Source organism: Thauera aminoaromatica, from assembly GCF_000021765.1.
GTDB classification, from domain to species: domain Bacteria; phylum Pseudomonadota; class Gammaproteobacteria; order Burkholderiales; family Rhodocyclaceae; genus Thauera; species Thauera aminoaromatica.
The window spans coordinates 1570589-1595500 of record NC_011662.2 but is presented as its reverse complement, the minus strand read 5'-3'; the positions used below and the strand labels follow the sequence as shown (position 1 = coordinate 1595500).

Annotated in this window: 23 protein-coding genes and 1 tRNA gene; 8 read left to right on the top strand and 16 right to left on the bottom strand. The window is 70.2% G+C overall.

Features of this window, described 5'->3' with window-relative positions:
* The first annotated feature begins 6 nt into the window (after nucleotides 1-6).
* From TMZ1T_RS07045 to TMZ1T_RS07020, 6 genes are read left to right on the top strand one after another with little or no spacing between them, the layout of a single operon-like run.
* A complete protein-coding gene (locus tag TMZ1T_RS07045; protein ID WP_012585011.1) occupies nucleotides 7-1302 on the top strand; it encodes a protein kinase domain-containing protein in 1296 nt (431 codons plus the stop codon).
* Nucleotides 1299-2222, top strand: coding sequence for a fructosamine kinase family protein (locus TMZ1T_RS07040; RefSeq protein WP_004311466.1), 924 nt, complete (start codon nucleotides 1299-1301; stop codon nucleotides 2220-2222). The genes TMZ1T_RS07045 and TMZ1T_RS07040 overlap by 4 nt, the downstream gene beginning before the upstream one ends.
* Before the next feature lie 21 nt (nucleotides 2223-2243).
* The gene (locus TMZ1T_RS07035; protein ID WP_012585010.1) at nucleotides 2244-2996 is read left to right on the top strand and encodes a hypothetical protein; all 753 of its coding nucleotides are present in this window, start codon (nucleotides 2244-2246) and stop codon (nucleotides 2994-2996) included.
* Between the two features lie 6 nt (nucleotides 2997-3002).
* Nucleotides 3003-3290, top strand: coding sequence for a hypothetical protein (locus TMZ1T_RS07030; protein ID WP_004311471.1), 288 nt, complete (start codon nucleotides 3003-3005; stop codon nucleotides 3288-3290).
* A gap of 11 nt (nucleotides 3291-3301) precedes the next feature.
* On the top strand, nucleotides 3302-4159 hold the full coding sequence (locus tag TMZ1T_RS07025; RefSeq protein ID WP_012585009.1) for an HprK-related kinase A: 858 nt from the start codon (nucleotides 3302-3304) through the stop codon (nucleotides 4157-4159).
* Nucleotides 4156-5259: a nucleotidyltransferase domain-containing protein gene (locus tag TMZ1T_RS07020; RefSeq protein ID WP_012585008.1), complete on the top strand. Its 1104-nt coding sequence runs from the start codon at nucleotides 4156-4158 to the stop codon at nucleotides 5257-5259. Before TMZ1T_RS07025 ends, TMZ1T_RS07020 begins: the two co-directional genes overlap by 4 nt.
* 47 nt (nucleotides 5260-5306) lie before the next feature.
* Here TMZ1T_RS07020 and grxD read toward each other — a convergent pair whose 3' ends face one another.
* The 9 genes from grxD to groES form a co-directional block, all read right to left on the bottom strand.
* Nucleotides 5307-5636: a Grx4 family monothiol glutaredoxin gene (gene grxD, locus TMZ1T_RS07015; protein WP_004311475.1), complete on the bottom strand. Its 330-nt coding sequence runs from the start codon at nucleotides 5634-5636 to the stop codon at nucleotides 5307-5309.
* A 64-nt stretch (nucleotides 5637-5700) separates the two neighbouring features.
* Entirely contained in the window at nucleotides 5701-6570 is an 870-nt protein-coding gene (prmC, locus tag TMZ1T_RS07010) for a peptide chain release factor N(5)-glutamine methyltransferase (RefSeq protein ID WP_012585007.1), read from the bottom strand.
* Nucleotides 6567-7649 carry a peptide chain release factor 1 gene (prfA, locus tag TMZ1T_RS07005; RefSeq protein WP_012585006.1) on the bottom strand — a complete coding sequence of 361 codons (1083 nt, stop codon included), beginning with the start codon at nucleotides 7647-7649 and terminating at the stop codon, nucleotides 6567-6569. The genes prmC and prfA overlap by 4 nt, the downstream gene beginning before the upstream one ends.
* 57 nt (nucleotides 7650-7706) lie before the next feature.
* Nucleotides 7707-8963: a glutamyl-tRNA reductase gene (hemA, locus tag TMZ1T_RS07000; RefSeq protein ID WP_004311478.1), complete on the bottom strand. Its 1257-nt coding sequence runs from the start codon at nucleotides 8961-8963 to the stop codon at nucleotides 7707-7709.
* A 139-nt stretch (nucleotides 8964-9102) separates the two neighbouring features.
* Nucleotides 9103-9178, bottom strand: a tRNA-Phe gene (locus tag TMZ1T_RS06995).
* Nucleotides 9179-9245: 67 nt separating this feature from the next.
* Nucleotides 9246-10745 (bottom strand): sensor histidine kinase, encoded by a 1500-nt coding sequence (locus TMZ1T_RS06990; protein WP_004311479.1) that lies wholly within the window; start codon nucleotides 10743-10745, stop codon nucleotides 9246-9248.
* Entirely contained in the window at nucleotides 10714-11406 is a 693-nt protein-coding gene (locus TMZ1T_RS06985) for a response regulator transcription factor (protein ID WP_004311480.1), read from the bottom strand. The genes TMZ1T_RS06990 and TMZ1T_RS06985 overlap by 32 nt, the downstream gene beginning before the upstream one ends.
* 348 nt (nucleotides 11407-11754) lie before the next feature.
* On the bottom strand, nucleotides 11755-13404 hold the full coding sequence (gene groL / locus TMZ1T_RS06980) for a chaperonin GroEL (RefSeq protein WP_004311481.1): 1650 nt from the start codon (nucleotides 13402-13404) through the stop codon (nucleotides 11755-11757).
* A gap of 52 nt (nucleotides 13405-13456) precedes the next feature.
* Nucleotides 13457-13747, bottom strand: coding sequence for a co-chaperone GroES (groES, locus tag TMZ1T_RS06975; RefSeq protein WP_004311482.1), 291 nt, complete (start codon nucleotides 13745-13747; stop codon nucleotides 13457-13459).
* 265 nt (nucleotides 13748-14012) lie between these two features.
* Between groES and TMZ1T_RS06970 the strand changes: the two genes are divergently transcribed.
* Together TMZ1T_RS06970 and TMZ1T_RS06965 are read left to right on the top strand one after the other, a co-directional pair.
* Nucleotides 14013-15146: a glycoside hydrolase family 2 TIM barrel-domain containing protein gene (locus tag TMZ1T_RS06970; protein WP_004311483.1), complete on the top strand. Its 1134-nt coding sequence runs from the start codon at nucleotides 14013-14015 to the stop codon at nucleotides 15144-15146.
* 178 nt (nucleotides 15147-15324) lie between these two features.
* Nucleotides 15325-17784 (top strand): Lon protease family protein, encoded by a 2460-nt coding sequence (locus tag TMZ1T_RS06965; protein ID WP_012585004.1) that lies wholly within the window; start codon nucleotides 15325-15327, stop codon nucleotides 17782-17784.
* A 75-nt stretch (nucleotides 17785-17859) separates the two neighbouring features.
* Here the strand turns inward: TMZ1T_RS06965 and TMZ1T_RS06960 are convergent, their stop codons facing one another.
* From TMZ1T_RS06960 to groL (TMZ1T_RS06935), 7 genes are all read right to left on the bottom strand, one after another.
* Nucleotides 17860-18114 carry an acyl carrier protein gene (locus tag TMZ1T_RS06960; protein WP_004328524.1) on the bottom strand — a complete coding sequence of 85 codons (255 nt, stop codon included), beginning with the start codon at nucleotides 18112-18114 and terminating at the stop codon, nucleotides 17860-17862.
* Between the two features lie 24 nt (nucleotides 18115-18138).
* Nucleotides 18139-19353 carry a dihydrolipoamide acetyltransferase family protein gene (locus TMZ1T_RS06955; protein ID WP_012585003.1) on the bottom strand — a complete coding sequence of 405 codons (1215 nt, stop codon included), beginning with the start codon at nucleotides 19351-19353 and terminating at the stop codon, nucleotides 18139-18141.
* Complete coding sequence (locus tag TMZ1T_RS06950; RefSeq protein ID WP_012585002.1) at nucleotides 19346-20317, bottom strand: alpha-ketoacid dehydrogenase subunit beta; 972 nt, start codon at nucleotides 20315-20317, stop codon at nucleotides 19346-19348. Before TMZ1T_RS06950 ends, TMZ1T_RS06955 begins: the two co-directional genes overlap by 8 nt.
* Complete coding sequence (pdhA, locus tag TMZ1T_RS06945) at nucleotides 20314-21327, bottom strand: pyruvate dehydrogenase (acetyl-transferring) E1 component subunit alpha (protein WP_004322103.1); 1014 nt, start codon at nucleotides 21325-21327, stop codon at nucleotides 20314-20316. The genes TMZ1T_RS06950 and pdhA overlap by 4 nt, the downstream gene beginning before the upstream one ends.
* The gene (gene acsA, locus TMZ1T_RS06940) at nucleotides 21324-23087 is read right to left on the bottom strand and encodes an acetate--CoA ligase (protein WP_004322106.1); all 1764 of its coding nucleotides are present in this window, start codon (nucleotides 23085-23087) and stop codon (nucleotides 21324-21326) included. Before acsA ends, pdhA begins: the two co-directional genes overlap by 4 nt.
* Nucleotides 23088-23162: 75 nt before the next feature.
* Nucleotides 23163-23291 carry a hypothetical protein gene (locus TMZ1T_RS21535; RefSeq protein WP_261789184.1) on the bottom strand — a complete coding sequence of 43 codons (129 nt, stop codon included), beginning with the start codon at nucleotides 23289-23291 and terminating at the stop codon, nucleotides 23163-23165.
* Nucleotides 23288-24889 (bottom strand): chaperonin GroEL, encoded by a 1602-nt coding sequence (gene groL, locus TMZ1T_RS06935; RefSeq protein WP_004322108.1) that lies wholly within the window; start codon nucleotides 24887-24889, stop codon nucleotides 23288-23290. The genes TMZ1T_RS21535 and groL (TMZ1T_RS06935) overlap by 4 nt, the downstream gene beginning before the upstream one ends.
* Nucleotides 24890-24912 lie beyond the last annotated feature (23 nt).

Here is a 24912-nt window from a genome sequence, read left to right as displayed (position 1 = left end):
ACGCCCATGACCACAGCGGCGGCCGAGCGCATCGGCAAGTACGAGCTTCTCCGCCGCATCGGCAAGGGCGCCACCAGCAGCGTCCATCTCGCCTGGGACCCGTTCCGCCAGGTCGAGGTGGCGATCAAGCGCCTGCGCCGCGAGATCCTCGCCGATCCGCAGCGCGGCCGCCTGCTGCGTCAGCTCTTCCTCAACGAGGCCGCGCTCGCCGGCAAGCTCGCCCACCCGCACATCGTGCGCATCCACGATGCGCTGGTCACCGACGAGGATGCCTGGCTGGTGATGGACCACGTGCCCGGCGGCACGCTCGAGGACATCGCGACGCCGGCGACGCTGGCCCCCTTCGGGCGCGTCATCGAGATCGTCTTCAAGGCCACGCGCGCGCTCGACTACGCCTTCCACCAGGGCATCACGCACCGCGACATCAAGCCGGCCAACATCCTGCTGATGGCGCCCGGCGGCAGCGACATCCGCATCTCCGACTTCGGCGCCGCGCTGCACACCGCGCGCGAGACCACGCAGATCGCCGGCGTCGGCTCGCCCGCCTACATGTCGCCGCAGCAGGTGCGCGAGGTGCCGCTCGACCACCGCACCGACATCTATTCGCTCGGCGTGGTGATGTTCCAGCTCCTCACCGGCCACCTGCCCTTCGAGCAGGAGAACAGCTACAGCCTGCTCTACAGCATCGCACACGACACCCCGCCGCCGCCCTCCGAGCTGCGCCCCGAGGTACCCGAGGCGCTCGACGCGATCGTGCGCCGCGCCACCGAGAAGGACATCGAGCGCCGCTACCAGAGCTGGAGCGAGTTCTCCCACGACCTCGCGCTCGCCTTCCGCAACCGCAGCCTCGCGCTCGCCCCGGACCGCCTCGGCGACACCGGCAAGTTCGAGGCGCTGCGCACGATGCGCTTCTTCCGCCGCTTCGCCGACGCCGAGCTGTGGGAGGTGATCGGGCTGTCGCGCTTCGACCGCGCGCTCGCGGGCACGGTGATCATCAAGGAGGGCGAGCGCGGCGACGCCATCTGCTTCGTGCTCGCCGGCGAGGCGCGGGTGAGCAAGCAGGGACGCCTGCTCGAGGTGCTCAACCCGGGCGACTGCTTCGGCGAGATCGCGGTGTTCTCCACCATCTCCGGCGTGCGCTCGGCCTCGGTCGAGGCCGCCGCGGACACCGAGCTGGTGACGATTCGCGCGCGCGCGCTCGAGCGCGCCAGCGAGACCCTGCGCATGCATTTCTACCAGGCTTTCCTCGAGGTGCTGGCGACGCGCCTGTCGCAAGCCAGTGCCCGCATCGCCAATCTATGAACGAATCGCCGACGCCCCACCCCGCCCTTCCCGCCGTCGAGGCCGCCCTGCGCGCCGCCATGGGCGAGCAGCTGCGCATCGTCTCCGCCGAGCCGGTGAGCGGCGGCAGCATCCACACCGCGCTGCGCCTCCAGGACGCCGGTGGCGCACGTTTCTTCGCCAAGCTCGCCCCTGCCGCCCAGGCGCCGATGTTCGAGGCCGAGGCCGACGGCCTCGGCGCGATCGCGGCAAGCGGCAGCCTACGCACCCCGGCGGTGATCGCGCGCGGGGGGGACGAGGCCCACGCCATCCTGGTGCTGGAATGGCTCGACCTGCAGCCGCTGACCAGCGCGGCCGACGGCGCCCGCTTCGCCGAGGCGCTGGCGGCGCTGCACCGCAACGTCGGCGAGCACTTCGGCTGGCCGCGCGACAACTTCATCGGGCGCACGCCGCAGGCGAACACCGAGCGCGACAACTGGGCGCGCTTCTTCGTCGAGCAGCGCCTGCGTCCGCAGTTCGCGCGCGCCCGCGCGCAGGGCTTCGACATCGAGCTGCAGCGCCAGGCCGACCGCCTTCTCGACCGTGTCCCCGCGCTTTTCCTCGACTACCGCCCGCCCGAGAGCCTGCTCCACGGCGACCTCTGGCACGGCAACGCGGCGGTGCTCGCCGACGGCACGCCGGTGGTGTTCGATCCCGCGGTGCACCGCGGCGACCGCGAAGCCGACCTCGCCATGAGCGAGCTCTTCGGTGGTTTCCCCTCCGCCTTCTACACCGCCTACCGGCGCGCCTGGCCGCTGCACGAGGACTACGAGCAGCGCAAGCCGCTGTACAGCCTCTATCACCTGCTCAACCACCTCAACCTGTTCGGCCGCGCCTACCTGCGCGAGTCCCTTCGGCTGGCCACGCGGCTGAACGAGGAGTTGGCGCGGCGCAGGGACTGAAACGCCCCGAAGCAGGAGCGGATGCGTCGGCGTTTTTTACACTCGGCCCCGGAGCGCGATCTGCCCGCACAGCACACCTATTTTGAAATCAGCGACTTGCGTCGATTTTTCGACGCGGGCGTGATATTTGCTACGGTCTGGGTAAGGTTCATCGGAAAGACGTCGGGCGGCAGATATAATGAAATCAGGCACCAGCGGAATCAGGGATTGATGATGGACAGGATCCGGAACAACGAGACGGTCGAGCAGCGAAGGCGAGTCCTGAAGGGCGCGCTGGGCGCATCCACCGTGCTCACGCTGGGATACGGCGGTAGCGCGGCTGCGGCATCGATCGGATGCGTGAAGAACACGTACATTGAAGAAACCCCGCCTGCGAACGGTAACCAGTTTTCGTGGACCGACCCGGCGGCCATGACCGGGGTTGACGAGTGGGCCTGGAGCAAGGTCGACGTGTGGGAATGCAGCGGGAACGTGGGGGGCGTTCCGGATACGGACTTCGAGGGCTTCTCGCTCGACAACGGCATCAATTGGTACCGCGTGCCGGCGGTGGTCGGCGAAGCTCCGACGCTGATCGCCTTGGCGACGAAGAAGAGCTCGCAGTCGCCCGCGTACCCGAAGACCGCTTGGGTTTTGGCGTACTTCGACGCGAACGGCAACTTCGTCGGCAACTACCCCGCGATCACCATGCGCACCGAGCAGAATACCCCTCTGGAGGGTTCCTGCCTCGCGTCGGTGAATCCGAATGCGAAGAGTGGCTTCACCTACGGCGGCTGAACGCCGATGCAGCCGACCTCGCCGCTGGGGCCGCTGGCCTGGATCGAACGCTACTGCCCGTCCCTCGACGGGCAGTTTCTTTTTCTCGATCCGCTGCGCTGGGATACCCATCTGCTGAGCGCGGGCGCCGTGATCGTGCTGCGCGAGGCGGCGCTCGCCATCGAAGCCGGATGTTTCGAGGCCTTCCGCGCCGAGGTCGCCGCGAACGGCGGCTGGCCGGCGGGACTGGAACGCCTGGCGGTCGCGCTGACCGCGCTCGCCGAGCGCGCTGCGGGCACGGGGACCGAGGCTTGAAGGGCGGCGTGATGCAGCGCTCGATCGACCTCGGTGCGGCCAGCGTGGTGGTGCGCTCGCCGCTTCGCGAGTTCAATGCCCAGCTCGACCTGCTCTACCGCGACCATTCGCAGGCAGGGGACAGCGGCTTCGCGGACGTGCGCGTCGCGCTGCTCCCCGGGCCGCCCTGGCGCGTGTGGGGCCCGCAGGTACGCCTGTGGTCGGAGGCCTCCTGCCCCTTCGACCCCTACCCGCTCGACAGCGCCCTGCCTCTTTTCGAATGGGGCACCAACTGGCTGCTGGCGCAGCGCCTCAACGCGCATGTGCTGCTGCATGCAGGCGTGGTCGCGCGCGAGGACCGTGCCCTGATCCTTCCCGCCGCACCGGGCTCGGGCAAGAGCACGCTGACCTGCGCCCTTCACCTCGCAGGCTGGCGCTTCCTCTCGGACGAGTTCGGGGTGCTGGATACCGAATCCGGACTGCTGCACCCCCTGCTCAAGCCCGCAGCGCTGAAGAATCGCTCGATCGACATCATCGGCGGCCAGCCGGGCGCGGTCCTCGGCCCCGTCTTTGCCGGTACGCGCAAGGGCGACGTGGCGCACTTCGCACCCGACCGTGCGAGCGTAGCAGCACGCCGCCGGCCGGTCACACCCGCGCTCGTGGTGTTCCCGAGATATCGCGAAGGCGCAGCCCTGCGCTGCGAACCGGTGCGCCGGGCGGAGGCCGCGATGCGGCTGGGGCTCAACAGTTTCAATTACCGCAAGCTCGGCCCGGTCGGCTTCGACGCCATCCTCCGCCTCGCGCGCACGGCCCCCGCCTGGGAGATCGAGTATGGCGCGCTCGCCGACGCCCTCCCCTGCATCGAGCAGCTATTCGGAAAAGCCTCATGAGCACGCATCCGGCGGCCGACTGTGCCCTGCTGCTGCGTGGCCTTCACGAAGCCCTCGAGATCCCGGAGGCGCGCTGGGATCGGGTGCTGCGGCTCGCGCGCATGACCGGCCTGCATGGCCGCCTCGCCGCCGCCAACGCGGACAATCCGACCGTGTCGGAGCGGGTCCGCCGCCATCTGCTGTCGGCGACGAGGATGGCGGACTTCAGCGCGCGCATGCTCGACGCCGAGCTGCGCGACGTGGCCCCGCTGTGCGGCGGCGATTTCCCGGTGATCGCCCTGAAGGGCGGCGCCTACGCACTGCAGGCGCTCGGCTTCGCCCGCGGCCGCTTCGTCTCCGACATCGACCTGCTGGTGCCCGCACGCGCCCTGCGCACCATGGAGGCGAGGCTGCACGCCGCGGGCTGGGAGAGCGCGGCGCTGGACCCCTACGATGAACGCTACTACCGCGACTGGAGCCACGAGACGCCCCCCCTGCGCTTCCCGGGCCATTTCCTCGAACTCGACCTGCATCACGCGATCACGCCGGTGACCGGGCGGCGCCATTTCGATCCGGCGCCGCTGTTCGACGAGAGCTTGCCGATCGCCGGCAGCCGCTTCCGCGTGCTGTCGGCGCGGGACCAGGTGCTGCATGCCTGCGTGCATTGCTTCCAGGACGGCGATCTCGCCCTGCGCGTGCGCGAGATCGCCGACATCGACGGCCTGCTGCGCAGCTTCGCCGGCACGACGGGCTTCTGGCCGGGCCTCGTCGAGCGTGCCAATGCGCTCGGGCTGGGCCGTCCGCTCTGGTATGGGCTGCATTTCGCCCGCAGCTGGATGCAGACGCCGGTCCCCCAGGAGGCCCTGAGCGCCCTTCCCGGCCCCGCCGCCGTACTCCGCCGGCCGATGGAGGCCTGCATCTCGCTCGCCCTGCTCCCGCCCGACCCCGATCGGCCACCCGGCCTGTCGGTGCGATTCGCGCGGCGGCTGGCACTCGCGCGCTATCACCTGCTGCGCATGCCCCTGCACATGCTCCTGCCCCACCTCGCGCGCAAGGCCTGGTTGCGCACACGCCGCCGCACACCCGACGGTGCGAATGAAAACGCCGGCGGCGGACCCTGAAAACGGGTCGGCAGCCGGCGTTCCACGACGAAGGTCGTCGCGCGGGATCAGTCCTCGCCGACGAGTCCGGCGTCCTTGAGCATCTGCTGCAGTTCGCCGCTGTCGTACATCTCGCGCATGATGTCGCTGCCACCGACGAATTCGCCCTTGACGTAGAGCTGCGGGATGGTGGGCCAGTTGGAGAATTCCTTGATGCCCTGACGGATCTCGGGGTCGGCAAGCACGTTGACCGCGAGCACCTCGCGCACGCCGCAGCCCTTGAGGATCTGCACCGCGGTGGAGGAGAAGCCGCACTGCGGGAACTGGGGCGTGCCCTTCATGTAGAGCACCACGCCGTTGTTGGTGACCTGATCGCGGATGACGTCCTGGATGTCCATTCTGGAAACCTGAAAAAGTTGAGTTAAACAGTCGGGAAATAATAGGCGTTGCGCGCCGCCAGCGTCAACGCGAATCGCGCGCTGCGCGCCCCAGCCAGCGCCCACCCGAGACGCGCTCGATGCCGGCGAGGTCGGCCCACGAGGCGATCGCGGCAAAGCCGGCGTCGGCGAGCAGGCCGCGCGCCGACGCCGCCTGGTCGTAGCCGTGCTCGAGGAAGAGCCAGCCGCCATCGACCAGGCGTGCCGGCGCGCCGGCGACGATCTCGGCGAGGTCGTCCAGGCCCTGCGGCCCGGCGGCGAGCGCGCCACGCGGCTCGAAGCGCACGTCGCCCTGCTCGAGGTGCGGGTCGCCCGCAGCCACGTAGGGCGGATTGGACACGATGAGCTCGAAGTGCTCGTCGCCGAGCGCGCCGAACCAGTCGCTCTGCACGAAGGACACGCTCGCGCCCAGCCTGGCGGCATTGGCCATCGCCACCCACAGCGCCTCGCGCGAGCGGTCGAGCGCGACCACCTCGGCCGCCTCGAGCTCGAGCGCCAGGGTCACCGCGAGCGCCCCGCTGCCCGTGCCGAGGTCGAGCACGCGCAGCCCGCGCCGTCCGGGAAAGTGCGCGAGCGCGAGCTCGACCAGCAGCTCGGTCTCGGGGCGCGGGATCAGCACCGCCGGGGTGACGAGGAACTCGCGCCCGTAGAACTCGCGCGTGCCGGTGAGATAGGCCACCGGCACGCCGGCGGCGCGGCGCTCGACGAGGGCGCGGTACTCGGCCCAGTCCTCCGCAGCAAGCTTCTGCTCCGGCCACGCCACCAGACGCGCGGCCGGGCACTGCAGCACGTGGCGCAGCAGCACGCGCGCGTCCATCTGGTCGATGCGCGCGCGTGCCCAGGCGAGCGCGCCGGCGATGTCGATCCCGTCGGCGGACGGCGCGGCGGGACTCATGCATCCTCCCCGAGTGCCGCGAGCAGGTCGGCCTGGTGCTCGAGGGTGAGCGCGTCGACGATCTCGTCGAGCTCGCCCTGCATCACCGCATCGAGCTTGTAGAGGGTGAGGTTGATGCGGTGGTCGGTCACCCGCCCCTGCGGGAAGTTGTAGGTGCGGATGCGCTCGGAGCGGTCGCCGCTGCCGACCAGGCTCTTGCGCTGCGCGGCCTCGGCGCTCTGTTGCGCGCGCACCCTGGCGTCGTACAGGCGCGCGGCGAGCACCGCCATGGCCTGCGCCTTGTTGCGGTGCTGCGAGCGATCGTCCTGGCACTCGACGACGATGCCGGTGGGAATGTGCGTGATGCGCACCGCGGAGTCCGTCTTGTTGATGTGCTGCCCGCCCGCGCCCGAGGCGCGGAAGGTGTCGATGCGCAGGTCGGCGGGGTTGATGTCCACCGCCTCGACCTCGTCGGCCTCGGGCAGCACGGCGACCGTGCAGGCGGAGGTGTGGATGCGCCCTTGGGTCTCGGTCACCGGGACACGCTGCACGCGGTGGCCGCCGGATTCGAACTTGAGCTTCGAATAGGCGCCGTTGCCGACCACGCGGGCGATGACCTCCTTGTAGCCGCCGAGGTCGGATTCGCTCGCCGACACGATCTCCACCTTCCAGCGCTGGCGTTCGGCGTAGCGGGTGTACATGCGCAGGAGGTCGCCGGCGAACAGCGCCGCCTCGTCGCCGCCGGTGCCGGCGCGGATCTCGAGGAACAGGTTGCGCGCGTCGTTGGGATCGCGCGGCAGCAGCGCGCGCTGCAGCTCGGCCTCCAGCGCTTCGATGCGCGCCTCGCCCTCGGCAAGCTCGAGTTCGCCGAGCTCACGCATCTCGGGGTCGGCGAGCAGCTCGCGCGCGGTCGCGCAGTCGGCCTCGGCCAGGCGATGCTCGCGGTACAGCGCCACCACCGGCTCGATCTCGGCGCGCTCGCGCGAGAGCTCGCGGAAGGCGTTCATGTCGCGCGCGCCCTCCTCGGAGGCGAGCGTGCGGTCGAGCTCTTCGAGCCGGTTTGCGAGGTGTTCGAGTTTGTCGCGGATGCTCTGCTTCATGACGGAGGAAGGAGGCGCACACGCCGCCGGCGGGCGGCGGCCTGCGGAGCCGTGCGGCTAGTGGGAATCGCGGGACAGGTTGAAGAGCTCGCGCACCACGCGGCCGGCTTCGACCTTGTGCTCGCCCTCGGCCTGGTTCAGGAAGCGGGTGGGGCCGTGCATCAGCTTGTTGGTGAGGCCGTGCGACAGCGCCTCGAGCACGCGCTGCGGGTCCTCGCCCTTGGCGAGCAGGCGCACGGCGCGCTCGAGCTCGGCCTGGCGCAGGCTCTCGGCGTGCTCGCGCAGCGAACGGATCACCGGCACCGTCTCGCGCGCCGACATCCAGTGCAGGAAGCCATCAACCCGGCTGGCGATGATCTGCTCGGCCTCGATCACCGCCTGCTGGCGCGACTCCATGCCGGCCTCCACCACCTGGGCGAGATCATCCACGGTGTACAGGAAGATGTCGTCGAGTTCGGCGATCTCGGGCTCGATGTCGCGCGGCACGGCCAGATCGACCATCACCATCGGGCGATGGCGGCGCGCCTTGACCGCGCGCTCGACCATGCCCAAGCCGACGATGGGCAGCGGCGCAGCCGTACAGGACACGACGACGTCGAAACGCGGCAGCGCCTCGCCAATCTGATCGATGCGCATGGTGGTGGCGCCGAAGCGGTCCGCCAGGGCCCTGGCACGCTCCTCGGTACGGTTAGCCACCGCCATGGATTTGGGCCGAGCGCCGCCGAAGTGGGCGGCACAGAGCTCGATCATCTCGCCCGCGCCGATGAAGAGCACGTGCTGGTCGGCAACGCGCTCGAAGATGCGCTCGGTCAGATGCACGGCCGCGGCGGCCATCGACACCGTGTTGGCGCCGATCGCGGTGGTCGAGCGCACCTCCTTGGCCACCGCGAAGGTGTTCTGGAACAGCTTGTGCAACAGCACGCCCAGGGTGCCCGCCTCTTCGGCGTAGCGCGCGGCGTCCTTGACCTGGCCGAGGATCTGCGGCTCGCCGATCACCATCGAGTCGAGCCCGCTCGCCACCCGGAAGACATGGCGGATCGCGTCGCGCTGCGGGTAGGAATACAGGTAGGGCGAGACCTCGGCGAGCGCGAGGCGGTGGAAACGAGCGAGCCAGTCGGCCGCGTGCTGGGGCTGCTCGGCGGCGAAATAGAGCTCGGTGCGGTTGCAGGTCGACAGGATCGCCGCCTCGCGCACCGAATCCGTATGGGCCAGATCGTGCAGCGCCTGCCCCATGCGCTCGGGCTGGAACGCGACGCGTTCGCGGATGACGAGCGGCGCGGTGTGGTGGTTCAAGCCGAGGGCGAAGAGTTGCATGCGGGAGGGGGGTGGGACGGAGCGAGCCGGATTATAACACCGCGCCTGCGCCCCAAAATTGAGCCGGAACAGCGACTTCTGGCCGCAAATTGACGCCGCAAAGCAAATGGGCCGACACTCGGTCGGCCCATCGGGATTCTGGTGGCCAGTCGCGGAATCGAACCACGGACACGCGGATTTTCAATCCGCTGCTCTACCAACTGAGCTAACTGGCCAACGAGGTCCGCATTATAGCCAGTCTTTTTCCTTTGTCAAAGGGTTTGGCGAAAATGCCCGAAAAGCTCAGCCCAGGGCGTCGTGATCGCCCTGCACCTGCCGCGGTGGCTGCAGGTGGCTGCGCGGGAAGACCACGCGGGCGAGCGTGCCGCGTCCGCCCGGGCCGGCGTCCAGGGTGACGGTGCCGCGGTGCAGCTCGGCAATCTCGCGCACGATCGGCAGGCCGAGGCCGGAGCCATCGACGCCGCTGCCGAGCACGCGGTAGAAGCGCTCGAAGACGCGCTCGCGGTCGGCCTCGGGGATGCCGGGACCGTTGTCCTCGACCTCGAACACCGGTGAGCCGGCGTAGCGCGTGCGCGCGGTGACGCTGCCACCGCGCGGGGTGTACTTGATCGCGTTGTCGACCAGATTCTTCAGCATCTCGCGCAGCAGCACCGGGTTGCCCTCCACGCGCAGGGCCGTGTCGCCCGCCTCGACACCGAGGTCGATCCGCTTGGCCTGCGCGCGCGGATAGAGCTCCAGCGCCACCTCGCGCACGATCGCATCGAGGTCCACCGTCTCCACCGCGTAGAGCTTCTCGAAGCTCGCCTCGGCGCGGGCGAGCGAGAGCAGCTGGTTGATCAGGTGGGCTGCGCGGTCGGTGCTCTCGGCGATGCGGGTGAGCGACTGGCGTAGCTGGTCGGGGTCGGTCTCGTGCATGGCGAGGTCGGTCTGCATCTTGAGCCCGGTCAGCGGCGTGCGCATCTGGTGCGCGGCGTCGGCGATGAAGCGCTGCTGCGCCTGCAGGTTCTCTTCCAGGCGCGCCATCATGTCGTTGTAGGCGATGATGAGCGGACGCACCTCCTCGGGCACGCTCGATGGCTCGACCGGCGACAGGTCGGTGGGGCGACGACGGCGGATCAGGCTCTGCAGCCGGTTGAGCGGCGCGATGCCGCGGCTCAGGCCCACCCACACCAGCACCACCGCGAGCGGGATGATGGCGAACTGCGGCAGCAGCACCCCGGTGACCACGCGCGAGGCGAGGTCGGTGCGCTTGTTGCGCGTCTCGGCGACCTGCACGAGCACGAAACGATCGGCCTGCGCAGGGTCGGGGCGCACGAAGCGCCAAGCGATGCGCACCTCCTCGCCCTGGATCATGGCATCGCGCAGCTGCACCTCCTCGCCGTCGACTGCGGACGAGGTCGGCATGGGCGGGATCTCGGCGTCGCCGCTGACCGTGACGCCATTGACGTCGGCCACCTGGTAGTAGACGACGTCGTCCTGGTCGGCGCGGAACAGCGCGCGCGGCGGCGCCGGAAAGCGCACCACCACCTGGCCGTCCTCGACCTCGACCAGGCGCGCGAGCGCGCGCACGCCGTCGGCGAGTGCGAGATCGTAGGGCTGGTTGGCGATGCTGTCGGCGACGTTGTGGGTGACGATGATCGAGATCGGCCACAGGAACAGCAGCGGCGCGAGCATCCAGTCGAGGATCTCGCCGAACAGCGAGTTCGGCGGCCCGGACTTGCGCGGCGCGTTTGCGCCGCGCGGCGCGCGCTCAGGCCTGGACTTTCGCCGCAGGGGCAGCATCGGGGTTTTCCAGGCAGTACCCCAGGCCGCGCACGGTCACGATGCGCACGCCGCTGTCCTCGAGCTTCTTGCGCAGGCGATGGACATAGACCTCGATCGCGTTGCTGGACACCTCCTCGCCCCAGCCGCACAGGTGGTCAACGAGCTGGTCCTTGCTGACCAGGCGGCCGACACGCAGCAGGAAGATCTCGAGCAGGCCGATCTCGCGCGCCGACAGCTCGACGAGCTGGCCGCCGATCTTGACCACGCGGTCGGCCTGGTCGTAGCTCAGCTGACCGATCTCGATGCAGCGCGGCTGGCCGGTGCCGCGGCGGGTAAGCGCACGCACGCGCGCTTCCAGTTCGGGCAGGGCGAAAGGCTTGGTGAGGTAGTCGTCGGCACCGGCATCGAGCCCGCGCACGCGGTCGTCGACGCCATCCTGCGCGGTCAGGATCAGCACCGGCTGAGCCGACTTGCGCGCGCGCAGGCGCTTGAGCACCTCGATGCCGTTCATGCGCGGCAGGCCGAGGTCGAGGATGAGCAGGTCGTAACCCTGGCCCGCGAGCGCGGCATCCGCCTCCATGCCGTCCGCCACGTGATCGACTGCACAACCACCGCGCCGCAGGGCGCGACAGATGCCGTCGGCGATCACCGGATCGTCTTCCGCCAACAGGATACGCATAGCATTCCGGCTGTAAGTTGCTTGTAAGCGGAGATTCAGAGAATGTTTCCGCTGTTCTCCTTTTGCTCGGTCTTCGGGGACGTGGCTGCTGCGCGCAGCGGCGTTCCGGGGAGCGCCCGCCCATCTGGGCCGCGGCGCTCCCCACCGACTTTTACTCCCCGAATTAAATAATTATCCCACGCTTTGCGCAGTCGCAGGCAGCCTCCCCGGCGGCTGGACGCGGGACGGCCCGCGCCGTGCCGGAACCGATGGACGCAAAAAGGCCCCGCCGAGGGCATTCCTCGACGAGGCCTTGTTCGCTTGCAGCGGGCGGGAGGTCCGGCGGACCGGACCTTCCCGGGCAGGCAGTTACATGCCCATGCCCATGCCGCCCATGCCACCCATGCCGCCCATGTCGGGCATGCCGCCCATCGGCTTGTCCTCGGCCAGCTCGCCGACCATGCAGTCGGTGGTCAGCATCAGGCCGGCGACGGACGCGGCGTTCTGCAGCGCGGTGCGGGTGACCTTGGTCGGATCCAGCACGCCCATCTCGACCATGTCGCCGTACTCGCCGGTGGCGGCGTTGAAGCCGTAGTTGCCCGAGCCCTCGACGACCTTGTTCACCACCACGCTCGGCTCGTCGCCGGCGTTGGCGACGATCTCGCGCAGGGGCTGTTCCATGGCGCGCAGCACGATCTTGATGCCGGCATCCTGGTCGTGGTTGTCGCCCTTGAGCTCGCCCAGCGCGGCGCGGGCACGCAGCAGCGCGACGCCGCCGCCGGGGACGATGCCCTCTTCCACCGCAGCGCGGGTGGCGTGCAGGGCGTCCTCGACGCGGGCCTTCTTCTCCTTCATCTCGACTTCGGTGGCGGCACCGACCTTGATCACCGCAACACCGCCGGCCAGCTTGGCCACGCGTTCCTGCAGCTTCTCGCGGTCGTAGTCGGAGCTGGCTTCCTCGATCTGCACGCGGATCTGCTTGACGCGCGCCTCGATGCGGTCGGCCTGGCCGGCGCCGTCGATGATGATGGTGTTTTCCTTGCCGACTTCGATGCGGGCAGCCTGGCCGAGGTCGTCCAGGGTGGCCTTCTCGAGGGTCAGGCCGACTTCTTCGGCGATGACCTGGCCGCCGGTCAGGATGGCGATGTCTTCCAGCATGGCCTTGCGACGGTCGCCGAAGCCCGGGGCCTTGACGGCGCAGGTCTTGAGGATGCCGCGGATGTTGTTCACCACCAGGGTGGCGAGCGCTTCGCCTTCGACGTCCTCGGCGATGATCAGCAGCGGACGGCCCGACTTGGCGACCTGCTCGAGCACCGGCAGGAGGTCGCGGATGTTGGAGATCTTCTTGTCGAAGAGCAGGACGAAGGGCTGCTCGAGGATGGCAACCTGCTTGTCCGGGTTGTTGATGAAGTAGGGCGACAGGTAACCGCGGTCGAACTGCATGCCCTCGACCACGTCGAGTTCGTTCTGCAGCGACTTGCCGTCTTCGACGGTAATCACGCCTTCCTTGCCGACCTTGTCCATCGCACGGGCGATGATGTCGCCGATGTCGCTGTCGGAGTTGGCCGAGATCGAGCCGACCTGGGCGATCTCCTTGTTGGTCGAGCAGGGCTTCGACAGCTTCTTGAGCTCGTCGATGGTGGCGACGACGGCCTTGTCGATGCCGCGCTTGAGGTCCATCGGGTTCATGCCGGCGGCGACGAACTTCATGCCTTCGCGCACGATCGACTGCGCCAGCACGGTCGCGGTGGTGGTGCCGTCACCGGCGATGTCCGAGGTCTTGGAAGCGACTTCCTTGACCATCTGCGCGCCCATGTTCTCGAACTTGTCCTTCAGCTCGATTTCCTTGGCGACGGAGACGCCGTCCTTGGTCACGGTCGGGGCGCCGAACGAGCGCTCGAGCACGACGTTGCGGCCCTTCGGGCCCAGGGTCACCTTGACCGCGTTGGCGAGGATGTTGATGCCGGCGACCATGCGCTCGCGGGCGGAATCACCAAACTTGACTTCTTTAGCTGCCATTCTTCAGAACTCCGGAATCGTTTCGATTAGGGTTGATCGGTGCGGGGGAGGCTCAGGCCTCGACCACGCCCATGATGTCTTCCTCGCGCATCACGAGGAGTTCGTCGCCTTCGACCTTCACGGTCTGGCCGGCGTACTTGCCGAACAGCACCTTGTCACCGACCTTGACGGCCATCGGACGGACCTTGCCGTCGTCGAGGATCTTGCCGTTGCCGACCGCGAGGACTTCGCCCTGATCGGGCTTCTCGCCGGCGCTGTCCGGGATCACGATGCCGCTGGCGGTCTTGCGTTCGGCTTCGAGGCGCTTGACGATCACACGATCATGCAGGGGACGAATCTTCATCGAGTTCTCTCCTAACTGAGGTTCAACTGTCTGGGTTGATGAAACACGCGGAACCAGTCCGCAGGAAAAGGATCTGCTGTGGCGATGGACGGGCTTGCACCCGTCGATCGAGGCTTGTTAGCACTCGACGCCAACGAGTGCTAATAATAGGGACGGGTCCAGAGGATTTCAAGTGCGCTTCCTGTTAACTTTTTTCTGCGCCGTGATGGCGCTCGCCGCGGCGCCCCTCCACGCCCAAAGCCAACCTCCCCCCCTCGCCGCCTCCATGGACGCACGATGGAAGGGCGCCGCCTTCGAGGGCGACCGCGCCAGCCTCGCCCGCCTCGCCGCCGCCGGCGCCAAGGTCGTGCGCGTGTACCGCCAGTCCGACGCCTGGGTGCTCGACGAGGCGCACCGCCTCGGCCTGAAGGTGGTGATGGGGCTGTGGCTGGAGCACCCGCGCCACGGTTTCGACTACGCCGACGCGCGCGCCATGCGCGCACAGGAAGACGCCCTGCTCGACTTCGTCGCCCGCCACCGCAAGCACCCTGCCCTGCTCGCCTGGGGCGTGGGCAACGAGATCGAGACCGGGGTCGCCGACCCGCTGCCGCTGTGGCGCGCGGTCGACCGGCTGGCCGCGCGCATCCGCGCGCTCGACCCCGACCACCCCACCATGATGGTGGTCGCCGACACCGGCATGGACGCCTTCCGCGCACTCGCCGGCTGCTGCCCCAACGTCGAGCTGCTCGGCATCAACGTCTACGCCGGTGCGGTGTTCGACCTGCCGCAGCGCCTGCGCGCGGCCGGCATCGCCAAGCCGGTGGTGGTCGCCGAGCTCGGCCCGCTCGGGCAGTGGCAGGCCGGGCGCAAGCCCTGGGGCGCGCCGGTCGAGCTCACCAGCACCGAGAAGGCGCGCTTCTTCACCGAGGCCCTCGCCTTCCTCGACCAGCAGGCGCAGATCCGCGGCGTCTTCCCCTTCCTGTGGGGCGCGAAGCAGGAACAGACCGCGACCTGGCACGGACTGCTGCTCGCCGACGGTAGCCCCACCGCGATGAGCGACGCTCTCGCCGCCGCCTGGGGGCGGCCGCAGCCTCGGCCCGCACCGCGCATCCGCGGCATCGGCATCGGCGCGGACGAGTTCGCCGCCGGCGCGGAGATCTCCGCCGGCATCGACGCGGTCGCCCACGACGGCAGCGCGCTCGCCGCCGAGTGGGCCGTGCACGCCGAGGCCACCGACCTGCGCAAGGGCGGCGATGCCGAGACCCCGCCCACGCGCATCGACGTGCGCGTGCTGCACGCCGATGCCGCCAGCGTGAGCTTCGTCGCCCCGGCGCAGCCCGGCGCCTACCGCCTCTTCATCACCGTGCGCGACCGCGAGGGCAAGGCAGGGACGGCGAACCTGCCGTTCCGGGTGAGGTAAACGAGGCCTCGCCCGCAGCAGCGTCGTCTCCCTCGCGCCTGCGGCTCTCGCACGTTCGTGCCCCCTCCTCCCGTGGGCGCACGGTGCCCGCCCCGCGCATTCCTCCCCGCTTGGTCCGCCGCCCCGCCCCGGGGTTAAGATGACTCGCAGAAGAACCCCAAGCGCAGGAGGCGCGCCCATGTCCGCTCCGCTCACGCCGCCGGCCCCCTTGCCCGTCGAGCGCCTGGCGACTCGCTGCGACCCGGCAGCGCTCGGCATCGAAACCTCCGCCCAACTGCCCGAGCTCGACGTCGCCCGCCTCCACGGCCGCGCGGTCGACGCGATCCGGCTCGGCCTCGACATCCGCGCCGAGGGCTACAACCTCTTCGTGCTCGGCGACCCCGGCAGCGGCCGCCACGAGCTCGTCCGCCGCCTGCTCGAGGACACGCGCGGCCGCGGCGATGCACCCGCGGACTGGTGCTACGCATGGAACTTCGCCAACGCCGCCCAGCCTCGGCTGCTGCGCCTGCCCTGCGGGCGCGGCCCGGCGCTGCGCGACGATCTGGCCCGCTTCGTCGAGGAGCTGGTGCCGGCGATCGGCGCGGTGTTCGAGAGCGAGGAGCACCGCAACCGCATCGAGGCCCTGCAGGAGGAGGCCAAGACGCGCGAGGAGAGCGCCTTGCGCAGCCTCGGCGACGAGGCCCAGAAGCTCGGCGTCGCGCTGCTGCGCACCCCGCACGGCTTCGCCTTCCTGCCGATGAAGGACGAGGGCAGCACGCTCACGCAGGAAGAATTCGAGCAGCTGCCCGAGGCACGCCAGCACGAGCTCGGCGAGCACATCCGCGCGCTGCACGAGCGCCTGCACCGCCTGATGGGCGATTTCCCGCGCTGGCGGCACGAGCTGCAGAACCGCATCCGCGACGCCGGGCGCGAGGCGATCCGCGCCACCGTCACCCACATGGTCGACGAATTGAAGGCGCGTCACGCAGACCTGCCCGAGGTGTGCGCGCATCTGGACGCGGTGCTCGCCGACGTCGTCGCCAGCGGCGAGTCGCTGCGCGCGACGCCGCACGCCGACGAGGACAGCGAGACGCTGACCTACACCGGCAGCATCAGCGTGCAGCGCTATCTGGTGAACCTGCTCGTCGCCAACCCCGCCGACGGCACCCGACCGATGGTGTACGAAGACCACCCCACGCTGCAGAACCTGGTCGGCCGCATCGACCACCTGGTGCACATGGGCACCCTGGTGAGCAACTTCACCCTGATCCGCGCCGGCGCCCTGCACCGCGCCAACGGCGGCTTCCTGGTGCTCGATGCGCTCAAGCTGCTGTCCCAGCCCTTCGCCTGGGAGGGGCTCAAGCGCGCGCTCAAATCCGCACGCCTGCGCATCGAGTCGCTCTCGGAGCTGATCGGGGTGACCGGCTCGGTGCAGCTCGAGCCCGAGCCGATGCCGCTCGAGCTCAAGGTGGTGCTGATCGGCGATCGCCTGACCTACTACCTGCTCGGCCGCTACGATCCCGAGTTCGCCGCGCTGTTCCGCATCAACGCCGACATGGAGAGCGAGATCGAACGCTCCGCGGACAACACCGCCGCTTACGCCTGCCTGCTCGCCACCCTGGCGCGCCGCGCCGGCCTGCCGCCCTTGTCGGCGCCGGCGCTGGCGCGCCTGATCGAGCACGCGGCGCGCCTCGCCGCCGACGCCGAGCGCCTGAGCGCGCGCACCCAGCCGCTCGACGACCGCCTGCGCGAGGCGGCCCACTTCGCCCTCGCCGCCGGCGCCGCGCGCATCGAGTGCGAGCATGTGGACGCCGCGATCGCGGCCCACCGGCGCCGCCACGAACGCATCCGCCTCGGCCACCTCGACCAGATCCTGCGCGGGCAGTGGCTGATCGACACCGCGGGCAGCCACGTCGGCCAGGTCAATGGCCTGGCGGTGGTGCCGCTCGGCGAAGACAGCTTCGCCCACCCGCAGCGCATCACCGCCACGGTGCGCGCCGGCGCCGGCGAGGTCATCGACATCGAGCGCGAGGTCAAGCTCGGCGGGCCGATCCACTCCAAGGGCGTGCTGATCCTGTCCGCCTTCCTCGCCGCACGCTTCGGCTGGATGCTGCCGCTCTCGCTCAAGGCGAGCCTGGTGTTCGAGCAGTCCTACGGTGGCGTCGAGGGCGACAGCGCCTCGCTCGCCGAGCTGGTGGCCCTGCTCTCGGCGCTCTCGGGCGTGGCGGTGAAGCAGTCGCTCGCCGTGACCGGTTCGGTGAACCAGTTCGGCGTCGTGCAGCCGGTAGGCGGGATCAACGAGAAGATCGAGGGCTTCTTCGACCTGTGCGCGGTGCGCGGTCTCGACGGCCGCCAGGGCGTGCTGATTCCGCGCGCCAACGTCTGCCACCTGATGCTGCGCGACGACGTGGTCGAGGCGGTGCGGGCCGGGCGCTTCGCCGTGTGGGCGGTGGCCGACGCCGACGAGGCGGTGGAGCTGCTCACCGGCGTGGCGGCGGGCGTGCCGGACGAGCAGGGCAGGATGGCTGCGGGCTCGATGAGCCGGCGCGTCGTCGAGGGCCTGCGCAAGCTGGCGAGGATGCAGCGCGAGTTTGCGCGGCGGGGACACGAAGACGACGCCGACGCGGCCGGGCATCGAGGCCGGCCGCACGCATCCTGACGCAGGTGGCGCGCGCCGAGAGCGGGGTCGGCACCGGCCGGACGTTTGCGGCCGTTCGGGCGATCGTCGTCGGGCTCAGCCGGCTCGCCGGCGCGCGTCGCGCAGGTACGCGACCAGGTCATTCACCGTCGCGAGCTTGCGATAGTCCGCCTCGGGAATCTCGACCGCCAGCCGCCCGGCAAGACCGACCAGGAAGTTCAGCCAGTCCATCGAATCGAGGTCGACCTGCTGGCGCAGCGGGCGCTCGGGGCGCAGCCCGGCCTCCTCGATTTCCGGAGCGATTTCCTTCAGCGTTGCGATGACGATGCTGCGCAGTTCGGTGTCGTCCATGGCGGTTCCGTCCGGAATGGGAGTTCACAGTTCCTCCGGCCGCTGCAGCAGCTCGCGCAGCTCGGCGAGGAACAGCGCGCCGCGGTGGCCGTCGGAGACGCGATGATCGGCGGCGAGGCTGGCGGTGACGACGGGCATCACGCACAGCTCGCCGCGGTCCTCGCGCACCCAGGGCCGCAGCGCGATGCGGCCGAAGCCGACGAGGGCGACCTGGGGCGGATAGATCACGCCCGCCACCGCCTCCACGCCCTGCTCGCCGAGATTGGTGACGGTGACCGTCGGATCGCCCATCTCCGAGCTGCGCAGCGAACCGGCACGCGTGCGCCTGACCAGGTCGGCGAGCTCGCGCATCAGCACATCCAGCGGCTTGTGGTCCACGTCGTGCAGCGCCGGGGCGATCAGGCCGCCCTGGCGCAGCGAGATGGCGACGCCGACGTGGATGCCCTGCGCGGCGACGAACTGGCCGTCGCGGTGGAAGCCGTTGAGCTCGGGGTACTTGCGCAGCGCCAAGGCAACGGCCTTCAGCTGCAGCACCGCCATCAGCAGGCGCTCTGTGATCGGGCGTCCCGCGTTGGCGCGGCCGAGCCAGTCCTGCGCGCGCGCCATCGGCACGGTTTCGAACAGGTAGTAATGCGGGATCTCGCGCTTCGAGCGGCTCATCGCCGCGGCGATGGCGCGGCGGGTCTCGGCCTGGCGCTCGGCAGCGGAGATCGGGCTTGGCGTCGCCGCGGGTGGTGAAGCAGGCAGTCGTGCAACCGCCACGGCACGCTCCACGTCCTCCAGCGTGACCGCGCCGCCCGGGCCGCTGCCCGACAGCGCGGCAAGCTCCACTCCCAGCGCCTCGGCGCGCTTGCGCGCGGCGGGCGAGACGCGCAAGCGCCCGGCCGGCGCGGGCGAGACGTCCGGCGCGGGTTTCGCCGCGGGCGCTTCGACCACCGGCACCGCCGCCGCTGCAGCCGCCTTCACGGTCTTCGTGCGCGTCCTTTTCGCCGCCGGCGCCTCGCCGGGCTCCAGCAGCGTCGCCATCACCGTGCCGACCGCCATCCGCGTCCCCGGCTCCACGAGCAGTTCATGCACCGTGCCGTCCTGCCAGATCTCGACATCCACCGCCGCCTTGGAGGTGTCGACGATGGCGACGACCTGACCCTTCACGACCCTGTCTCCAGGGCGCACGAGCCACTCCAGCAGCTTGCCTTCGTCCATGTCGGCGCCCAGCGAAGGCAGCTTGAACTCAAACATTCAGCAGCTCCTTCACCGCGGCGACGATCTTCGGCACCTGAGGCAAGGCGGCCTCCTCGAGGTGCTTGGCGTACGGGATCGGCACCTCCTCGCTGCACACCCGCGCGGGCGGCGCGTCGAGCTCGTAGAAGCAGGTCTCGACGATGCGCGCGATCAGCTCGGCAGCGAGGCTGCCGCTGCGCCAGCCTTCGTCCACCACCACCGCACGATGCGTCCGGCGCACCGATGCGGCGACGGTGTCGATGTCCAGCGGGCGCAGCACGCGCAGATCGACCACCTCGACCTCGACGCCCTGGGCCGCCAGTTCTTCCGCCGCCTGCAGCGCCTTGGGCAGGCAGCCACCGTAAGCGAACACGCTTGCCTGCGCGCCGGCGCGGCGCACCGCGGCGCGGGCGATGTCGCAGCGCCAGTCGTCCGGCAACTCGTCTTCCAGGTTGTAGAGCTGGGCGTGCTCGAAGATCACCACCGGATCGGGGTCGGCGAGCGCCGGCGCGAGCATGCCGCGCGCGTCGGCCACGGTGGCCGGCGCCAGCACGCGGATGCCGGGAATGTGGGCGTACCAGTTCTCCAGGCTGTGCGAGTGCTGCGCGCCGAGCTGGCGCCCGGCGCCGGTGGCCATGCGCAGCACCAGCGGCACCGAGCACTGGCCGCCGGACATGTGGCGCAGCAGGGCGGCGCTGTTGACGATCTGGTCCAGCGCCAGCAGGCTGAAATTGACCGTCATCACCTCGACGATCGGACGCAGGCCGCCGAGCGCCGCCCCCACGCCGGCGCCGACGAAGCCGAGTTCGGACAGCGGCGTGTCGCGGATGCGCTCGGGGCCGAACTCCTCCAGCAGGCCTTTCGACACCGCATAGCTGCCGCCGTAGCGGCCGACGTCCTCGCCCATCAGGAACACGCGCGCATCGTTCTGCAGCGCCTCGCGCAGCGCCAGCCGCAGCGCCTCGCGGTAGCTCATCCTCATGGCGTACCCCCTGCGGCCGCGCCGGCCGGCGTGTGCACGTCCTTCAGCAGATCCGCCACCGGCTCCCATGGCGCCTGTTCGGCGAACGCGACCGCGGCGGCCACCTCGGCTTCGGCCTCGGCATCGAGCGCGAGGAAGGCCTCCTCGTCGAGCCTGCCCTCGGCCTTCAGCTGCGCGGAGAGGCTGTGGATGGGGCCGCGCTGCTTCCACTCCTCGATCTCGGCCTTGTCGCGGTACAGATCGGGATCGAACATCGAGTGCGCGCGGAAGCGGTAGGTCTGCAGCTCGACGAAGGCCGGGCCGCCCCCCTCCCTCACCTGCCGCACCGCGCGGCTCACGGTGTCGAACACCGCGCGCACGTCCATGCCGTCGGCGCGGAAGGTGGCGACCCGGTAGCTCGCCGCCTTGGCGCACAGGTCGGTCTGCGACTCCGAGCGCGCCAACGCCGTACCCATCGCGTACAGGTTGTTCTCGCAGCAGAACAGCACCGGAAGCTGCCACAGCGCGGCGAGGTTGATCGACTCGTGGAAGGCGCCTTCGGCCATCGCGCCTTCGCCGAACACGCACAGGGTGACGCGGCGCACGCCTTGCAGCCTGTCCGCCAGCGCCAGGCCCACGGCCAGCGGCAGGCCGCCGCCGACGATGGCGTTGCCGCCGTAGAAGCGGCGCGCCACGTCGAACAGGTGCATCGAGCCGCCGCGCCCGCGCGAGCAGCCCGCCGCCTTGCCGAACATCTCGGCCATGATCGCGTCCATGCCCACACCGCGCAGCAGCGCGTGGCCGTGCTCGCGGTAGGTGGCGACGACGTTATCGTCGGCGGCGAGCGCGTGCATCGCGCCGGTGGCGCAGGCTTCCTCGCCGATGTAGAGGTGCAGGAAACCGCGGATCCTGCCGGCACCGTAGAGCTCGGCGCATTTCTCCTCCATGCGGCGGATGCGCAGCATGTCGGCCAGCAGGCGCAGCTCCAGCGGACGCTCTGCAGAGGCCCTGGGCTTGCGTGTGCGCGTCATGCTCCGGCCTCCAGCGTGGAGGTGTCGCCTTCGGGCAGGCCGAGTTCGCGCGCCTTCAGCAGCCGGCGCATGATCTTGCCGCTGCGCGTGCGCGGCAGCACCGGCAGGAAGTCGATCTCCTTGGGTGCCACCGCCGCGCCGAGCTTCTTGCGCGCATGACCGAGCAGCTCCTTGCGCAGCGCCTCCGAAGGCTCGAAGCCCTGCTTCAGCGACACGAAGGCCTTCACCACCTCGCCGACCATGTCGTCGGGCTTGCCGATGACGCCGGCCTCGGCCACCGCCGGATGCTCCATCAGCGCGCTCTCGACCTCGAAGGGCCCGATCAGGTGGCCGGCCGACTTGATCACGTCGTCGCTGCGGCCGACGAACCAGTAGTAGCCGTCGGCATCGCGCCGCGCCAGGTCGCCGGTCAGGTACCAGTCGCCGGCGAAGCACTTGCGGTAGCGCTCCTCGTTGTTCAGGTAGCCGCGCAGCATCGATGGCCAACCACGCTTCAGGGCCAGTTCGCCCTCCTCGTCGGGCGCATCGACGAACTCCACGCCGCCGCCTTCGCGCGGACGCACGATCGCCGCCTCGACACCGGGCAAGGGCTTTCCCATCGAGCCGGGCTTGATGTCGAGCGCGGGAAGGTTGGCGATCATGATGCCGCCGGTCTCGGTCTGCCACCAGTTGTCGTGGATCGGCTTGCCGAGCACGTCGCGGCCCCACCACACCGCCTCGGGATTGAGCGGCTCGCCCACGCTGGCGACGAAGCGCAGGCGGGGGAAGGAAAAACCGCGCGCCAGCTCCGGCCCGGCCTTCATCAGCATGCGGATCGCGGTGGGGGCGGTGTACCAGACGCTGACCCGCTGCTCCTGCAGGATGCGGTACCAGCGCTCGGCATCGAAGTCGGCCACGTCGACGATGGAGCTCACGCCGTGCAGCAGCGGCGCGACGATGCCGTAGGAGGTGCCGGTGACCCAGCCGGGGTCGGCGGTGCACCAGAAGATGTCGCCATCATGCAGATCGAGCGCGTAGCGGCCGGTCGCCCAGTGGGTGAGGACCGCGCCATGCACGTGCATGGCACCCTTGGGCGTGCCGGTGGTGCCGCTGGTGAAGTGCAGCAGGGCGAGGTCTTCGGGCCGGGTCGCCACCGTCTCGAACGTGTCCGCGGCCTGCGCCATCAGCATCGCGAGGTCCTGGGTGGCGGGGATGGCCGTCGCGCCATCCTCCTCACCCACCAGCAGGACATGGCGCAGGCTCGGCAGGCGATCACGCAGCTTCGCCACCTTGCGCTCGTACAGCAGGTCGGTGGTGACCAGCACTGCCCCCTCGCCGATGCCGATCCGGGTCGCGATCGGCTCCGGGCCGAAGGCGGAGAACAGCGGCGACACCACACAGCCCGCCTTCAGGCCGCCGAGCACCGCGATGTACAGCTCCGGGATGCGCCCGGTCAGCACGAAGACACGCTCGCCGCGCCGCACGCCCAGGGTCCGCAGCACGTTGGCGAAGCGGCTGGTGAGGCGCGACAGCTCGCCGTAGCCGACATCACGGAGCGAGTTCTCACCGAGGAAACGGAAGGCGATGCGCTCGCGCAGCGGGCCATGCGCGTGGCGCTCGACCGCCTCATGGGCGATGTTGAGCCCGCCGCCGGGCAGCCCCGCCAGCTCGGCGCGCGCCGCGTCCCAGGAGAAGCCGGCACAGGTCGCGGCGTAGTCGGCAAGATTGGGCGGCACGGCCAGATCGGCGGCCGTCTTGTGGATGATCGCGGGGCGCTGCATCGCCTTCTCCTCACCATCGTCTTCATCGTCGCATGGCAGCGACGGCTTCGCGTCGGCCACCTCCCCGGTTTCTTTTTAGGCCAGCAGGGCCGCCTCGGCCATGCTGCCGAAGCCCGGGCCGCGCATGAGGAGGCCCATCGCCGCCGTTTCGACGTCCCCCTTGCGATGAATGCAGCGGCGCAGCGCCTCGTTACGGCCGATCACCCGCCCGGCGCAACAGCCCCGGCTTGCGGCAGCTCGGCCACCAGGCAATCGGTGGTGAGGATCAGGCCCGCCACCGAGGCCGCATTCTGCAGCGCACTGCGCGTGACCTTGCACGGGTCGAGCACGCCCATCGCGATGAGGTCGCCGTATTCCTCGGTCGCGGCATTGAAGCCGAACGCGCCGCTGCCCGCCGCCACCTGGTCCAGCACCACGGAAGGTTCCAGGCCGCCGTTGGCGACGAGCTGGCACAGCGGCTCCTCCACCGCGCGCAGCACGATCTGGATGCCGCAGTCCTCGTCGTGGTTGGCGCCATGCAGCACGCCCAGCGCCGCGCGCGCGCGCAACAGCGCCACGCCGCCGCCGGGCAGGATGCCTTCGGCCACCGCGGCGCGTGTCGCATGCAGCGCGTCCTCGACACGCGCACGGCGCTCCTTCATCTCGGACTCGGTGGCCCCACCCACCTTCACCACCGCCACGCCGCCGGCCAGGCGCGCGATGCGCCTCTCCGGGCCCTCGCGCTCGAAGTCGGAGCGCGTGCCCTCGAGCTCGGCGCGGATGCGGGCGATGCGGGCCTCGATCAGCGCGTGCGCGCCGCCGCCACCCACCAGCGTGCAGCGGTCCTTGTCCACCTCGATGCGGCGCGCGCTGCCCAGCTCGGCCGCGGTGGCGTGTTCCAGGCCGATCCCGGTCTCGCCGCCGACCAGCGTGGCGCCGGCCAGCACCGCGATGTCCTCGAGCATGGCGCGGCGGCGCTCGCCGAACTCCGGCGCCTTCACCGCGCAGGCCTTCAGCGTGCCGCGCGCGGCGTTCACCACCAGCAGCGCCAGCGCCTCGCCCTCGACTTCCTCGGCGATGATCAGCAAGGGCCGCCCGCTGCGCGCCACGACCTCGAGCACCGGCAGCAGCTCGGCCACGGCGCCGATCCTGCGGTCGCACACGAGGATGACGGCATCCTCGAGCACGACGCGCGCACCCTCGGTGTTGATGAAATAGGGCGACAGGTAACCACGGTCGAACTGCATGCCCTCGACCACGTCCAGCGTGCTCGCGAGGCCCGAGCCCTCCTCCACGGTGATCACGCCGTCCTTGCCGACGCGCTCCATGGCGTCGGCGATCAGCTCGCCGATGGCAGCGTCGTTGTTGGCCGAGATGCTCGCCACCTGGGCGATCTCGGTGCGCGTCCCGCACGGCCGCGCCATCGCCTTCAGCGCGCCGACGAGCGCGTCGACAGCCTTGTCGACGCCGCGCTTCAGATCCATCGGGTTCATGCCCGCGGCGACGTGCTTCATGCCCTCGCGCACGATGGCCGCAGCCAGCAGGGTCGCGGTGGTGGTGCCGTCGCCCGCCACTTCGGAAGTGCGCGCCGCCACCTCCCGCACCAGTTGGGCGCCCATGTTCTCGAAGGGATCGGCGAGCTCGATCGCGCGCGCGACCACGACCCCGGAGTTGATCACGATCGGCGGCCCATAGGGCTGCTGCAGCAGCACGGTGCGCGCGCGCGGCCCCAGCGTCTCCTTCACCGCATCGGCCAGCAGGGACACGCCGCGCAGGATGCGGTGGCGCGCGTCGTCGCGGAAAAGCAGTTGTCTGGCGGTCATCGTCTCCTCCCTGTTCGGCCTCG